The sequence below is a fragment of the Microbispora sp. NBC_01389 genome (assembly GCF_045040095.1).
Taxonomy (GTDB): domain Bacteria; phylum Actinomycetota; class Actinomycetes; order Streptosporangiales; family Streptosporangiaceae; genus Microbispora.
The window spans coordinates 6,841,054-6,856,665 of the sequence record NZ_CP109552.1; the positions used below are offsets into that span (position 1 = coordinate 6,841,054).

General features: G+C 66.9%; 9 protein-coding genes. 3 read left to right on the forward strand and 6 right to left on the reverse strand.

The features are described from left to right. Window positions 1-30: 30 nt before the first annotated feature. Entirely contained in the window at window positions 31-1,524 is a 1,494-nt protein-coding gene (gene tnpC, locus OG344_RS30205; protein ID WP_405085997.1) for an IS66 family transposase, read from the forward strand. A gap of 458 nt (window positions 1,525-1,982) precedes the next feature. On the opposite strand, the gene OG344_RS30210 is transcribed toward tnpC, so the two are convergent. Both OG344_RS30210 and OG344_RS30215 read right to left on the reverse strand, forming a co-directional pair. Next, window positions 1,983-2,618 (reverse strand): RHS repeat-associated core domain-containing protein, encoded by a 636-nt coding sequence (locus OG344_RS30210; RefSeq protein WP_405085998.1) that lies wholly within the window; start codon window positions 2,616-2,618, stop codon window positions 1,983-1,985. 514 nt (window positions 2,619-3,132) lie between these two features. Then, window positions 3,133-4,278, reverse strand: a complete 1,146-nt coding sequence (locus tag OG344_RS30215) for an ISAs1 family transposase (RefSeq protein WP_327044029.1) — start codon at window positions 4,276-4,278, stop codon at window positions 3,133-3,135. An 87-nt stretch (window positions 4,279-4,365) separates the two neighbouring features. Between OG344_RS30215 and OG344_RS30220 the strand changes: the two genes are divergently transcribed. Further along, complete coding sequence (locus OG344_RS30220; RefSeq protein ID WP_405085999.1) at window positions 4,366-4,539, forward strand: hypothetical protein; 174 nt, start codon at window positions 4,366-4,368, stop codon at window positions 4,537-4,539. Window positions 4,540-4,777: 238 nt separating this feature from the next. Here the strand turns inward: OG344_RS30220 and OG344_RS30225 are convergent, their stop codons facing one another. Then, window positions 4,778-6,175 (reverse strand): RHS repeat-associated core domain-containing protein, encoded by a 1,398-nt coding sequence (locus OG344_RS30225; protein ID WP_405086000.1) that lies wholly within the window; start codon window positions 6,173-6,175, stop codon window positions 4,778-4,780. Between the two features lie 254 nt (window positions 6,176-6,429). Here OG344_RS30225 and OG344_RS30230 point away from each other — a divergent pair, with 254 nt between their 5' ends. Next, entirely contained in the window at window positions 6,430-6,987 is a 558-nt protein-coding gene (locus tag OG344_RS30230) for a gamma-glutamyl-gamma-aminobutyrate hydrolase family protein (RefSeq protein ID WP_405086001.1), read from the forward strand. A gap of 130 nt (window positions 6,988-7,117) precedes the next feature. Here the strand turns inward: OG344_RS30230 and OG344_RS30235 are convergent, their stop codons facing one another. From OG344_RS30235 to OG344_RS30245, 3 genes are all read right to left on the reverse strand, one after another. Then, window positions 7,118-7,366 (reverse strand): hypothetical protein, encoded by a 249-nt coding sequence (locus OG344_RS30235; RefSeq protein WP_405086002.1) that lies wholly within the window; start codon window positions 7,364-7,366, stop codon window positions 7,118-7,120. Window positions 7,367-7,731: 365 nt separating this feature from the next. Continuing rightward, on the reverse strand, window positions 7,732-7,986 hold the full coding sequence (locus OG344_RS30240; RefSeq protein WP_405086003.1) for a hypothetical protein: 255 nt from the start codon (window positions 7,984-7,986) through the stop codon (window positions 7,732-7,734). Window positions 7,987-8,137: 151 nt separating this feature from the next. Next, window positions 8,138-15,403, reverse strand: a complete 7,266-nt coding sequence (locus OG344_RS30245) for a DUF4082 domain-containing protein (protein WP_405086004.1) — start codon at window positions 15,401-15,403, stop codon at window positions 8,138-8,140. Between the last annotated feature and the right edge of the window lie 209 nt (window positions 15,404-15,612).

Sequence of the window (15,612 nt, forward strand, 5' to 3'; positions counted from 1 at the left end):
TGTGATGGCCGTGTGCCTGGCCTGGAAGAGATGTCGCGTGAGGAGCTGATCGCTCTTGCGCGCGCTCTGGCCGAGCGGACGGTGATCCTGGAGAAGGAGAATGCCGAGCTGCGCGAGCATGTGGCCGTGCTGGAGCAGGAGAATGCCGCGCTGCGTGAGCGGGTCGCGCGGTTGGAGCGGCTGATCTCGCGCAACAGCGGTAACTCGGGGATGCCGCCCTCGGCTGATGATCTGCCGGGTAAGAAGCAGCCCAAGGCCTCTTCCGCGGCCCGTGGGGCGGGCAAGCGCAGGCCGGGCAAGCAGCCGGGCGCTGCCGGGGTGAGTCTGGCGTGGTCGGATGAGGTCGCCGAGCGCGACATGGTCGAGCACTTTCCCGAGGGGGCCTGCGGGTGCGGGGCCGATCTGGCCGGAGCGGCCGATCTTGGGGTGACCGGCCGGCATCAGCAGATCGAGATCCCGCTGGTGACCGCCCGCCGCCTGCAGCACAACCTGCACACGGTCGCCTGCCGGTGCGGTGCGGTGCATACCGCTGCCCGCCCGGACGGGGTGAGCGCCGCGCCGGTCAGCCTCGGGGTCAATCTGCAGGCGTGGTGCGTGTATCTGCTGGTGGTCCACGCGATCCCGGTGCATCGGTGCGTGGAGTTGGTCGCCTCGCTGACCGGGGCACAGCCGTCGGTGGGGTTCGTGCACGGCCTGATCGCCCGCGCCGCGGGCCTGGTCGCCTCGGCCAATGCGCGGATCCGTGCGCTGCTCACGCTGGCGTACGTGGTGAGCTGCGATGAGACGCCGATCCGGGTCGGACCGAAGAAGGCAAAAAAGTACCTGCTGGTGGCCTGCACGAAGGTGTTCACCTCGTACATGCTCGGCGACCGGGACATGGCCACGTTCAAGAAGTTCGTCGTCGCCGAGTTGACCGGCGTCGTCGTCCACGACCGCTACCAGAACTACGACTCGGCCGAACTCGGCGAGCACGACCACCAGCTGTGCGTGGCTCACCTGCTTCGTGATCTGCAGGACTGCGCCGAGACCTACCCTGGTGCGGCCTGGCCGGCTCAGATCCAGACCGCGCTGCGCGGACTGATCCACGCCGCCAACCTCGCCCGCGAGCAGGGCAGGGACGCCATCGCCGAAGGCACCCGGAGAATGTGGATCAGCAGCTTCCGGCACGGGGTGCGGGTGGGCCTGTCGGAGGTTCGCCGTCTTCCCGGCCCGGCCAAGACCGTCACCCAGCCCGTCGGCCGCGTGCTGCTGGAGGTGTTGCGCGACCGCGAGGACGACGTGCTGCGCTTCGCCCGCGACCTGCGGATTCCTCCCACGAACAACCAGGCGGAACGCGATGTCCGCCCAGCCAAGACCCAGCAGAAGATCTCCGGCCGGCTCCGCTCCGAACGAACCACCGCGCACCGTTACGCCATCCGCGGCTACCTGTCCACCGCAGCCAAGCACGGTGCCGATGTCATGACCGCGATCCGAGACGCCCTCGTCGGCCGCGCCTGGATGCCTCCCGATCCCACACCGGCCTGACCCCAACACCCACCCCGGGACGACTCGCGGCCATGCACCATCACACACCGCGATCAAGCAACACCGGAATGCATCAGAGCTGAATGCTTACGTTTTTTCCACTAAGGTTACCAGGCGTTGCTCGATGCATGGGTTAACAGGCGATGCCTCGTAGCCCAGACTGGGATGCGTTCGCATTCTTCTCATTCCCCGCCTGCGAGGTCGGAGGAAAAGGGGCCGAGCCGTAAAGTGCGACCCGCTTTGGGACATTACGAGCTCGACCCCGTTTCGATGTTGAATCTATTTACGCCGTCGACGGTCCAGTAGGTAGCCTACGACAACTATTGCGATGAGCGTGAGACCGCTCTCGAGCGGATCATTCCCGAGCAGAACGAGAGCCCATGTACCGAGAGCGAGTATCACAACTCCCGCGAGGGTCGTGATAACGCCTACCAGGATTGATCGCCTGGAATTCTCCATCAGTAGTCCCAGAAAAGATTGCCGCGATGATGCTTACCGGCGGATCCAATCGTCTTGACCTTGGTCGCCAGCCATTGAATTACTTGTTTCGCCGTCCCGTTTTTAACGAGTTTGGCGAGCGTGATTAGCGCTTTGAATAGTTTCCCGACCACCTCCTCGACGACTCCAGTCACGAAGCCGTGCAAGAATGCCTTCCACACCTTGGTGGCATTCCAGCCGTTGGTCATGTATTCGATGACCGCGTCCTTCGCGCCCACTGCCAGACCGGCGCATAGAACAGCTCCCAGGAATGAGAAGGTCACTCCACAGGCCAGAGCGATCACAAGTTCGACCGCCCTGCCGATCGCCTTGATCTTGATCTCCTTGAAGAGGCCCCCGATGGACCAGCGTCCATCAAGGTCACGACAGTTGATCGGATCGCCGTTGCAGTAGTCGTAGGCGTTGGCGTTTCCTCCAATGACGGGGTCGACTTGGAGGAAGCGGCCGGCGGTGGGGTTGTAGAGGCGGACGCCCATGAGGACGATGTCGGCGACGGTGTCGCTGGCTCGTTGGGCGCCTCCCAGCCATTCGTAGCGGTCATTGGTGTTGACCGCGCGGTCGAGGCCATATTCGGTCTGTTCGGTGTAGCTGTCCACACCTGTGGCACTACTGCTATCGGCGCAGGTGGCGATCACGTCCCCATGCAGGTTGGTGAGTTGCAGCGTGAGCGTGCCACCGCTGGTCTGCGTGGCCTCCAGCCCGGTGAACGCGGTGACGTTAGAGGCGGCGGTGTTGCCGTCGGCGTCGGTGTCGAGTAGGCCCGGCCCAGGGCGTCGTACGCGGTCGTGACCGAGACGCTGCTAGCTAGCGCGAGCCATGACGCGACGAATACTCACCTCGCCCTCGCCGACGTCTTTTCTCATACATCGCTGAGGCGGTCAGGACGGCGCCACAAGAGAGTCCGACGCCAAATCCGATTGCCATGGAAAGCACCCATGGGACAGGATGCTCATTGTTATGCCAGGCGGTTATCAAGAAAACCGCCGACAGCGCGACGCCACCGGCCACCCCCCAGCCCATCCCCCATGCGACCGGCCTGCGGACCACAATCGACTGTCGGCGGTTCAGCAGGGCGATTTCAAAGTCGTCGGGTGATCGGCGAGTGTGACGCTATGTGAGCATGAGTAGGGGGAGAGCGCGGTTGTGGTCGCGGCCGATCTCCTGCACCTTCTCCTTGATCTTCATGATGCCGTGCAGGGCGAGTGTGCTCAGGGCGAGGTTACGCAGCGCCGCCATGTTCCGGGGGCCGTGCCCGAGGTAGGCCTGCTGGGCGTCCTCGTACCAGACTGTGTCGCGGGCCCGGTGTTCAAGATTTTCAATGCCCCAGTGGCCCCGGACGTACCTGCTGAACCCTTCGCCGGTCAGGTCCTTGCGGCTGGTGACGTACAAGACGACCTCCTTGCTGACGGTCCGTCCGATCGGGTCGGCGACCTCGCGGCGTAGCACGGCCAGCCGAGCGGCGTGCGGAAGGTCCAGCTCGCCGTCCAGATCCGTGCTCCACGTGGTCCACGTGGTGATCCTTCCGTGGGCGTGTTCGGTGAGCGTGTGCGGCGCCTGCCCGGAGTTCAGCAGCACGCGGCCGACCTCGACCGCGGCGGCGTGCAGGGCCTCGCGGTTGCCCTTCAGGCACATCAGGTAGTCGGCCTTCTTGTCTTCCACCAGGTGGCGGGCAGTCTTGGCGCAGGTGTGCGCGGCGTCCGCCGTCACCAGTGCCCGGGCGGTGTCGACGCCCTCCAGCAAGGCCTTGACCTGGGTGACCTCGGTGGTGTCGGCGGGCACCTGGACTTGGGCGAGTGTGACCGCGCCCCGCTTGCCGCTTCGGTGCATGAAGGCGGACAACAGCACCAGCCGGCCCTCGTCGTTCCACGCCCCGTGCAGATCCTTGCCGTCCAGCGCGATCGCCCAGCCGTCGCCGTCGCAGGCGGCATGCGCCCTCAGCCACTGCCCGATCACGTGGTCCAGGGCGTCGGCGTCCACCGCGAGCAAGACCCGGCGCAGCGTGCCGGCGCTGGGCGGGGAGTGCCGTCTGCGCAGTGGATGCCACCGCGCTCCCAGCAGTTCGAGCAGCCGGGGGGAGAAATCGCGGGCATGCGAGCCCAGCTCCCGGTAGTTGGACGCTCCTCCCAAGGTCGCCACCACCGCCACCGCGAGCACCGAGCCCAGCGTGTGCCGTACCCCGCGCCGTTTGCGCGGATCGGTCAGACCCGTCAGGGCCTCCAGCAGCGACGGCAGAGCGGAGACATGGGAGACTGGCACCGATGACCTTCTCGTTCAGATCTTGGCAGCGTAGAGAACTCCCATGATCTCGAACGGAAGGTCATCCTCGTTTCAGCATCACGCTAGGTGACCAAAGTCGATCCGGACACCAAGACACACTCACCCCAAAGCGGCGACCTTGAAATCGCCCTGGCGGTTCAGTTGCCGATCACCCTCTTGACCTGTTCGGCGATTCTCGCTGCGATATCCATCTTTCCGATCGCCTTGCAATCGTCCTCCATCCATATTCATGCTATGTAACCGGCAGGGGTTGAGGTCGCCAACGGGAGACCTCAACCCCTACTTCTTCTTGAAGACCGCGTGCGCGTAAGCTCAGACCGATGCTTTAGGCGCCCAGTTTCTGTGCGTCCCCGAGTACAATCTCTGCCCCAGGTTGTAGATGAAATTGTCTATAGCCATCCACGCCTTCATGGGTATGTACTTGGCCAGGTACTTGTAGATGACGGTCCTTATCTTGAGATTCAGCAACTTAACGAGTTTACCGACGACCGCGGCAGAGACCGACCACGAAGCCCAGGAAGAAGCTCTTGAGGAGCCCACCTGCCGTTATGCCGCCCTGCGACCCGTCCGAACGCTGGTAGATGTACTTCCCAACGTACACCAGCCCCGAAACCGCGCCTGAGCATAGAAGATACGCCAGGCCGGAGACGGCGCACGCGGCACCCAGCGCCTTGCCTATAAGCCATACGACACCTTCACATATCCAGCCGCAGGAACGCTGACCATCCAGGTCGCGACAATTTATGGGGTCGGCGCCGCAGTAGTCGTAGGCGTTGGCGTTACCGCCGACGACGGGATCGATTTGAAGGAATCGGCCGGTGGCTGGGTTGTAGAGGCGGACGCCCATGAGGATGATGTCGGCGACGGTGTCGCTGGCTCGTTGGGCGCCTCCCAGCCATTCGTAGCGGTCGTTGGTGTTGACTGTGCGGTCGAGGCCATATTCGGTCTGTTCGGTGTAGCTGTCCACTCCTGTGGCGCTACTGCTATTGGCGCAGGTGGCGACGACGTCGCCGTGCAGGTTGGTGAGTTGCAGCGTGAGTGTGCCGCCGCTGGTTTGCGTGGCCGATAGGCCGGTGAAGGCGGTGACGTTGCGGGTCCAGGTGCCGTTGGCCTCGTTGATCCAGGCCGGGGAGTCGCCGCCGCCGGTGTAGTGGTTGGTTTGGGTGCCGGCCGAGGAGGTGGTCTGGCGGATGCGGCCGAGCGGGTCGAGGGTGAACGTCTTGGTCGTGGACGCCTGGGTGAGCGTCCTGACCATGTCGCCCGCGTAGTAGCCCGCCGTGACCGCCGCGCCGTTGGCCGTGGAGGCGGCTGGGACGGCGGTGGTGCGGCCGAAGGCGTCGTAGGAGTATCCCGAATCGGTGATCCGGTCGGCCGAGTCGAAGGTGTGGGTCGCGGTCGTCGGGGTTGTCGAGGTGGAGCAGGAGCCGTCGTCAGCGGCGGGATAGTTCGCCTGGGAGGTGCGGTTGGTGTTCGCGTCGAACCCGTAGGTGCGGGTCTCGCACGCCAGGTTGTAGGTGTCGGCGACCTTGGTCAGGCGTCCGGCGGTGTCGTAGGTGTAGCGCTGCAGGCTGCCGTTGGGCCCGGCTGTCTCCACCGTCCGGCCGTCGGCGTCCGGAGTCGCGGTGAATGCCAGCCAGGTCGTGCCCGACTTGGCGTAGGTCAGGCTGGTTTGCTTGCCGGTGTCGTCCCATGTGCTGGTGGCGGTCAGGCCGTTCGGATACACCTGCTTGACGAGGTTGCCGGCGCCGTCGAAGGCGGCGGTGAAGGAGCCGATGGTGGAGACCGCGATGCCGGTGGGCACGCCGCGCCGCTCGGTTTTCCCGGCGGCGTCGGTGCCGTCGTAGGTGTAGGTGTAGGCGCCCTTGCCGTCGTTCACGGTGGCGACCCGGCCCGTCGCGTCGTACGTGGTGACGGCGGTGTTGCCGTCGGCGTCGGTGGTCGAGTAGGCCCGGCCGAGCGCGTCGTAGGCGGTCGTGACCGAGACGCCGCCGGCGGTGACGCCGGTCTGCAGGCCGGTGGTGTTGTCGTAGGTGTAGGTGCGGTCCGGCAGCGCCGTGCTCCATGGTCGCCTGGAACAGGTCCCAGCCGGAGGGGTCGCCGGAGACGACCGGGTCGTAGCCGGTCTTCTCGGTGCGGGTGTCGGCCGCCGCGCTGATCCGCCGTCTCGACGGGCTGATCATCGCGGGCGGGGGCGATATCGACCCCGCGCGGTACGGAGCCGCCCCCGCCGAGCAGACCGGCTACATCCGGAAATTTCGTGATGACGCCGAGTTCGGGCTGATGAGCGCCGCACTGGCGGCCGGGCTGCCGTTCCTGGGCATCTGCCGGGGCCTGCAGGTGCTCAACGTGGCGCTCGGCGGCACCCTTCACCAGCACCTTCCCGCGGTCGTGGACCACGCCGGCCACTCCCCCGCCCCCGGAGTGTTCGGCCGCCTCCCCGTACGGCTCTCGCCGTCGCTGGCCAAGGTCTACGGGGACGAGGAGCTGGCCCCGGCGCACTACCACCACCAGGCGATCGACCGCCTGGCCGACGGCCTGGAGGTCACCGCCCGCTCGGACGACGGCACCATCGAAGCCGTCGAGGTCACCGGCGCGGCGTTCGCCCTCGCCGTCCAGTGGCACCCCGAGGCCGACGAGGACGGCCCCCTGTTCCACGCCTTGGTCGAGGCCGCCGGAACCCGCTCCTGATCGCCTGTCCCGCCTCGTGTGGTCGTCAGTCCGTCATCCAGAGATACCAGTCGCCGCCGAGGTGACGATCCAGTTCGTCGAATTCCCTCCGTCGTCGGCCCCCTTTGGCAGGTAGGCCATGCCGTACTCCTCAAGGGACAGGAACGACCCCGACCCGGCGCCGTTCAGGAGAGGCGACCGTGAAGAGACCGATCCTCTTTTGTCCCTCACCGGCGGTCCCGGCCGCCACCGCATGCGCGTAGTCGTCCAGGGCCGCCTCGGACATCTTGAAGCCCGCCCACGTGCACGCCCCGCTGAGGGCCGCCACCAGTGTGACCAGCGCGATGATCGGCGTCAGCGCGACCGTGAAGACCGGTCGAAATCGCTTGCTCCGCCGCACGGCTGCGGCGCGGCAGCCGCGGCGGTCGCCCTTACAAGTTCGACGCCCACGACTACCGCGCCCGTCATGCTGTGGAATGTGACATCAACCGACTCAAACGCCACCGCGCCATCGCGACCAGATATGACAAACTCGCCGTCCGCTACCAAGCCGTCGTCCACATAACCGCGATAGACGACTGGCTGGCCAGGCTTTGAGACAGGCCCTAAATCCGCCACCGCTGCCGGAGCTGTCCAGCAGGAACTGCACCAATCCCGCAGCGGACGCTCGACCGCGAACGCAACAGAGTCATTGGAAAGCGGTTTCGGAGGAGAGCCAGGCACAGAAATACCTGCTCAGCAGCCATCTCGGCGGTGGCTTACCGCTTATGTAGACTGTCCGTTCACGTTCTGCTCCACGCCCGATCCGAGCTTCCGCTTCACCCAGCGAAGAACGAAGTACGCAAAGCCGAAATAGATAAGACCGGCAGGTATGGAAACTAGAGTGGCCGACAGCCAGGAATAGCCGTAGGTCAGATGGAGCTGGACGATGGAGAGCAGGAACATGGTCCCCACCCCGAAAGTGAAGATCATCTTGACCACGAAGAAGGTTCGCCGAGTTGAGTTGTCGTCAGCCATCATCGGCTTAGTCTCCTCGAGGTTGTCTGGGCTTCCTATCGGATGCGTCGTTTCGAATTTTGCCACACGTGGCACTCACCGGCCATAGGAGAAGACCGAGAAGGAGATTGAGACAGGCCGCCGGGGCAAGACGTGGCGGCCTGCCGTCACTCTGTTACCTCCTAGGAGGGTTGGCAACAGCGGCGAACTGCGCCTGGCCCACCGCGTACACCATCAGGGCGATCGCTCTCCTGATGCGCCCACCGAGTACCCAGCCGATCGCACTCATGAGCTTCGTCCCGATCCATCTGATGGCCTGAACCAACTTCTTGAATATCCACTTGAACACGGTGCGGCCGACCGAAGTACCCAGAAGCTTCTTGGTGAAATAACCCAGCGCTCCCCCGAGCAGGGCGGCAGTGAGTGCCTTTGGTAGTGTAACTGACCAGTTCACCGATTGACCCTGCAGCGCGTTCTCCGCCCAATCGCCAAGCAATGTACCGACGAAATTGAGGAGTCCGGAGCATAGAGCCACTGCTATGGGATTCGCGAAGCCGAAGCAAGCGGCGTCCGAGGCCAGTCCGACGGCGGTGCTGATGGCCGCAGACACCACACCTGCCACAGGCCCGCACCACCAGCAACGTCCGTCCAGGTCGCGGCAGTTGATGGGGTCAGCGCCGCAGTATTCGTAGGCGTTCGCGTTGCCGCCGACGACGGGGTCGACTTGGAGGAATCGGCCGGTGGCTGGGTTGTAGAGGCGGACGCCCATGAGGATGATGTCGGCGACGGTGTCGCTGGCTCGTTGGGCGCCTCCCAGCCATTCGTAGCGGTCGTTGGTGTTGACTGTGCGGTCGAGGCCATATTCGGTCTGTTCGGTGTAGCTGTCCACTCCTGTGGCGCTACTGCTATTGGCGCAGGTGGCGACGACGTCGCCGTGCAGGTTGGTGAGTTGCAGCGTGAGTGTGCCGCCGCTGGTTTGCGTGGCCGATAGGCCGGTGAAGGCGGTGACGTTGCGGGTCCAGGTGCCGTTGGCCTCGTTGATCCAGGCCGGGGAGTCGCCGCCGCCGGTGTAGTGGTTGGTTTGGGTGCCGGCCGAGGAGGTGGTCTGGCGGATGCGGCCGAGCGGGTCGAGGGTGAACGTCTTGGTCGTGGACGCCTGGGTGAGCGTCCTGACCATGTCGCCCGCGTAGTAGCCCGCCGTGACCGCCGCGCCGTTGGCCGTGGAGGCGGCTGGGACGGCGGTGGTGCGGCCGAAGGCGTCGTAGGAGTATCCCGAATCGGTGATCCGGTCGGCCGAGTCGAAGGTGTGGGTCGCGGTCGTCGGGGTTGTCGAGGTGGAGCAGGAGCCGTCGTCAGCGGCGGGATAGTTCGCCTGGGAGGTGCGGTTGGTGTTCGCGTCGAACCCGTAGGTGCGGGTCTCGCACGCCAGGTTGTAGGTGTCGGCGACCTTGGTCAGGCGTCCGGCGGTGTCGTAGGTGTAGCGCTGCAGGCTGCCGTTGGGCCCGGCTGTCTCCACCGTCCGGCCGTCGGCGTCCGGAGTCGCGGTGAATGCCAGCCAGGTCGTGCCCGACTTGGCGTAGGTCAGGCTGGTTTGCTTGCCGGTGTCGTCCCATGTGCTGGTGGCGGTCAGGCCGTTCGGATACACCTGCTTGACGAGGTTGCCGGCGCCGTCGAAGGCGGCGGTGAAGGAGCCGATGGTGGAGACCGCGATGCCGGTGGGCACGCCGCGCCGCTCGGTTTTCCCGGCGGCGTCGGTGCCGTCGTAGGTGTAGGTGTAGGCGCCCTTGCCGTCGTTCACTGTGGCGACCCGGCCCGCTGTGTCGAACGTCGTGACGGCGGTGTTGCCGTCGGCGTCGGTGGTCGAGTAGGCCCGGCCGAGCGCGTCGTAGGCGGTCGTGACCGAGACGCCGCCGGCGGTGACGCCGGTCTGCAGGCCGGTGGTGTTGTCGTAGGTGTAGGTGCGGTCCGGCAGCGCCGTGCTGCCGGCGCTGGTCTCGGTGAGGCTGGTCTGGCTCGTACGGCCCGCGGCGTCGACCGTCACCGTCGACGTGCGGGTCGCCGAGCCGGACGTCTCGATGGTCTGGGCGGTCTGGCCCCAGTAACCGTAGGTGACGGTCGTGACGGGCAGGGTCCCGCCGCTGGAGGGATTGGCGGCGGCGGCCGTGCGGCACACCAGCCCGGCCCACTGGGGTTTGCCACCGCAGGCGGGGTAGGTGGAGTTGGCGGCGGCGGTGTGGTAAGTCGTCGTGGTCGTACCCGCATCAGAGCCGGACGAGGACGGCATCCGCCGCTCGATCTGCCGTCCGGCGTCGTCGTACCGGACCTTGCGGACGATGTCGGTCCCGCTCGCGACGACGGTCTTCTGGCTGGTCGGCTGGAAGAGGTCCCAGCCGGAGGGGTCGCCGGAGACGACCGGGTCGTAGCCGGTCTTCTCGATGTGGGTGTCGGCCGCCGCCACCGTGCCCGCCCCGTTGACGACCAGGGGCTTCACGGTCGTGGTGGTCACGAGATGGTAGTCGGTGTCGGGGTCGGGCTTGCCCTCGTCGTAGGTGTAGTCGGTGTGCTGGCGGACTGAGGCCAGCGTGCCGTCGGCGAGCATCACCTGATGGGTGGGGCCGTCACCGGCCAGGACGTCCCCGTCGTCGTTGTAGACCGTGACGTCCGCCAGCAGGTCGGCGCGCTCGGCGGTGCTGGCGCGCCCAGCCACGTACGCGTCCGTCGAGGAGGTTGGCGTCAGAGCCTCGGTGCGGTTGCCCGCGGACAGGCCCCAGACGGTATTGCCGTCGTCGTCGTAGCGGGTGGCCGAGACCTGCCAGGCGCCCGCGCCGTACGTCGCGGTGTTGACGGCGCGGCCGTTGACGTCCAGGTACGTCAGCGACGCGTACGGGTAGTCGGCCGCCACCGGAGCGTAGGAGCCGTCGCCGGCCTGAGGAGGCACGCGCCAGGCGGGGAAGACCGCGGCTCCGGTGCGAGGCAGGTCGGTGGTCTGCGACCAGGACGCGGCTGTCGCACCGGTCACGTCGACGGGCGAGTTGATCGGCACTCCGTAGGAGACTGCCTGGACCAGGTCGATGGCACCGGCCTCGCGCTGGACGTCGGCGACCCGGCCCGAGGTGTCGTAGTTCACCCGCCAGGGGTTGAGCCCCGGGGGCGTGACCTGCGAGATCCGGCCCGCGCCGTCATAGTAGTAGGTCAGCGTCAGGGTGGTGCGGGAGTCGGTCACCGTGCGCAGGTGGCCGCTGGAGTCGTAAGCGTACGTGGCGAGGGTGGTGGTCTTCATCGCCGATGTGCCGGGATCGTAGGCGGTGTAGGAGATCGACGTGACCAGACCGGTGTAGTCGCCCCAGCCTGAGGAGACTCCCGTGGCCGTCGTCGCGGTGGCGTAGGTGATGTCGAGGGTCTTGCAGCCGGCGACCAGTGCGGCCGAGCAGTCGACGCCGGTGGGGACTGGTGCCAGCATCCGGGTGACGCGGCCTTGCCCGTCGCGAAGGTAGGTGGTGGTGTTCTCGCTCCCTGGCTCGTCCACGCGGTCGACCGCCCAGCGGGTCAGGTCGGAGGTGAAGTTGACGTCGACCCAGTAGTTGCCTCCGCCGTAGGTGGAGGTGGGGAACGTGGACGTAGAACCGTAGGAGAAGACGCCGTTTCCGCCGTATACGTCCGTGGTGGCAGGGGCGTGCAACGGGGCGTTGTTCGTCGCCGTGGCGAAGAAGTTGCCGTCGAACGCGTAGTGCCCGGCGGGGGCGAAATAGGACGCCACGTAGGTCGTTGCGGAGGTGACCCGGACCGGTGCGTCGAACGTGAGCGTCTGCCAACCCGACGCGGTCTCGTTGGTTAACGTCCCGGTCGCGAGCTTCTGACCGGACGCGGTCCACAGGTTCCCAACGTGAGTGCCGGTGTTGCCCGGCCCCTTGTAGAACCGGACCCCCGTGATGAATCCCGGCTGATCGGCGGTGAACTTCACCCCGAGTTCCAACTGGCCGGAGTCGGTGGACGCAGCGGTGCCCGGTGTCGCCGTGGCGCCGAACAGGCCTGTGGTGCTCACGCTCGACAGCGCGGGGTCGGGGGCACCCTGGTTGGGAACAAAGTCGACATCCACCCAGTAGTTACCGCCTTGGTAACTGCCGGACGGATACTGGGAGGACGTGGCATAGCCGTAGACGCCGTTGCCGCCGTACACGTCCGCGCTGGCGGGGGCATGCAGCGGCGGGTTGTCCGTCGCCGTGGCGAAGAAGTTGCCGTCGAAAGCGTAGTGCCCGGCGGGGGCGAAATAGGACGCCACGTAGGTCGTTCCCGCCGTCACCTGGACCGGCGCGGCGAACGTGAGCGTCTGCCAACCCGACGAAGTTTCGTTGGTGAACGTCCCGGTCGCCAGATTCTGCCCGGACGTCGTCCACAAGTTCCCCACATGGGTCCCGGTGTTGCCCGGCCCCTTGTAGAACCGGACCCCCGTGATGAGCCCCGGTTGATCCGCGGTGAACTTCACCCCCACTTCCAGCGGATTCAACTCGTTGACCGCCGAGTTCGCCGGGGTGGCGCTGTCGCCGAACAGGTGCGCGGGGGCGGCGCCGGCCACGCTGGCCGCCTTGAAGACGGTCTTCACCCCGCCTGTGTCGGTGTGGGTGAACTGGGTGGCCGAGTCCTTGGTCACTGTGGAGCCGTCGGAGGCGTCGGAGATGCCCTTGTAGGTGCCGTCCGGTTGCACCGTGTAGGTCTCGGTCGCGCCGTCGGTGCCGGTGAACAGCACGTACCCGGCGCCGGAGTGGTCCTCGAACTTCATTCCCGACACATCCGATGCGCCGCCGGGGAAGGACGCCGTCCAGCCGGGGCCGAACACACCGGCCGCGCCGGACGCGGTGGCCGGGGCCAGGGTGGTGTGGCCGCGCGAGACCGACAACCCGAACGCCGACACGTCGGTGGAGGAGACCGAGTAGTCGCCGGTCAGCAGTGAGACCGTGCCGGGGCCGAGTTGCTGGGTGGCGTAGGAGGAGCCGAAGGCGGTCCGCTCCAGGGTGAACTCGCGTGCGTCGGAGCAGGCCTCGCCGGAGGCCTTGGCGAAGCAGGCGCGCACCTGCACCGGGCCGTCACCGCGGTCGGCCGCGGCCATTGTCGCGGCGACGTCCCAGTACAGCGAGCCGAAGACCGCGCTGGTCCCGGTGGTCACGGTGGTGTACGGCCAGCCGGAGATCGGGGTCGACGACCCCGGCACGGTGACGTGCGCGGGCGGGATCGCCGCCCACGTTCCGGAGCTGCTGACGTCGGCCTTGTATTCGTACCGGACCCCGGTGGCGCCGGGGGCGGCGCGGGAGCCGAGCGTGACGGCGGCCTGGGTGCGGTCGCCGGCCAGTGGCGCGGTCACCTCACCGGCGCCCACGCCGAAGCTGTAGGTGGTCACCGTGGAGGTGCGCAGCGCCATGTCGCGGGCCTTGGCGTACAGGGTGTGCCAGCCCTGCGCGGGATCGATCGTGATGGTCTTGGCGTTCCCGCCGCCGGCGTTGTCCTCCACCAGGGTCGGTGCCGAGGCGTCGTCCAGGCCCCAGTAGTAGCCCGCGCCGTCGGCCGAGGTCGTCTTGAGAGTGCAGGTCACCGGAGCCGACGCCTTCGCCGTCCAGACGCCGGACGGGTAGGTGGGGCAGGAGATCGTCGGCGCGGCCGGCGGGGTCATGTCGACGGTGAAGTATCGGTAGGAGGAGTAGTCGCGGGAGTAGTCGGTGCCGTCGTAGGCCCTGGCCCGCCACCGGTAGTGGTAGCCGTCGACCAGCTTGCCCGACGGGACGGTCACCGTGCCCAGCTCGCCCTGCAGGATCCCGGTCACGCTGCCGGTCCACACGCTGCCGCTGCCCTCGGCCGGGTAGCTCGGGTCACGCTCGAGGTAGAAACTGATCGTCTCGGTGTCCCACTCACCGTCCCCGACCATGCCGGTCATCGTCGGGGTCAGGGAGGTGACGAACGTGCCGCCGTTCGTGCCGCCCGCGCTTGGGTTGACGGTCAGGTGGTGCGGGACGGTCGGGTAGGAGTTCCACTGGACCGTCAGCCGCGGACCGGCCGCCCCGACGGTGTTTTCGGAGGAGCGGAACATCCGCCAGTTGGTCGCCTGGGTCTCCGACACCGCCCGGACCTGCAGGCCGTAGTTCTCGGCCGGGTGGTCGGTCCAGTACTGCACGATGTCCTCGATCGACCACAGCATGTCGTGCTCGGGACAACTGGCGTCGTACCCGTAGGCCTGGCTGGTGTTGTCCACCATCCCCGTCGTGGTCGAGTTCGGCTGGCTCGACTGCGTCAGCGTCGACGACGACCACGCGGAGGTGACCCGCTTGACCCGGATGCCCAGACCCGCGGCCACCCCACCACAGGCGTTGGCCTTGTAGTCGGCCATGTACAGGTCGGCGTTCATGATGTGCTTGCTGACCAGCCCACCCAGCTTGAACTGCAGATACGTGCGCGCGGTCTTCGTCCCCGACCCGAACCGGCCCACGTGCAACCAGGTGGCCGACGTCGCCGAGCTGGGGTAGTCGTCGGAGACGAACGTGTCGGTCTGCAGCGTCATCTGCATGTACGGGTCGATCGTCACCGGGTAGGTCACGTCCGGCGCGTTCAGGAAGTCCATCGACGGCTTCAGCACCAGAACCGGCCCGTCGGAGCCCTGCTCGATCGCCGAGCCGACCTCCGACCGCTTACCCGCGTCCGGGGAGTCGGCCGCCGCCGCGTCCCACATGTGCGGCGGCGGCGCCGCTGCCACCACCTCACCCTTGCCCTTGCCCGCGTTGTCGACCAGCTTCAGCCGGTTCCGGGAATCCTTGGCCAGATCCGCTCCGGCCAGCTCGACCGGCAGCCGGATCTCCACCGGCGCGGTCGGCTTCTGTTTCAGCACCACGTAGTGCACGAACCCGCGCGGCTGCGCCTGCACGACCAGGTCGGCGCCGGGTGTGATGTCGGCCCACGTCGCGGTGTTGCCCGACACCTGCGGCCTGCCCAGCGCGGCCGGCCAGCGCACGCCGAACCGGTGCTCGTCCTTGCCCGACCCCGTGACCAGCTCGGCCAGCGGGCCGTCACCACCGTCGGAGATCTCCACCTGCGCCCCGGCCGCGGCCGCCTTCGGCTCCAGATGGCCGTCCCGCTCCACCAAAGTGGTGTCCACCGGCGTCCACGCGCCGTTCTGCTTCACCCGCACCGGACCCGCGAAGATCTCCGTCCTCGCCGAACCGTCCGGCAGGTAGACCGTCGTCGAGTCCTCCGTACGCGCCGACAGATCCTCGACCGGCGAGTTCTGCAACCGAGCCGACAGCGCCGCCGACGTCGCATCGGGACGCTCGGAGACCGGAGCCGGGGAGGCCGGTGCAGCCTTGGCCACCGGCGCGGCGACCGCAGGGGGCGGAACCACCAGCAGGGCCGCCACCGTGGCCAGACCGGCGACCACCGCCGTGAGCCGTGTTCGTCGCCTCACCTGTCGATTTCGAGTGGTGACAGCGAACATCTGCCGATGAGGGGGGATCATATCGACACTCCGCAGGCCGGGGGCATACCCGCCAGACGCTACGGATCATCGACACATTTTCGACACATTTCCTATACACGTCACTTATCTCTGCTCCTTGCCAGAGCACATAAAGTGCAGTTAAAGTCCTAGTTCGGTCATGATCATGCCGCCATGTC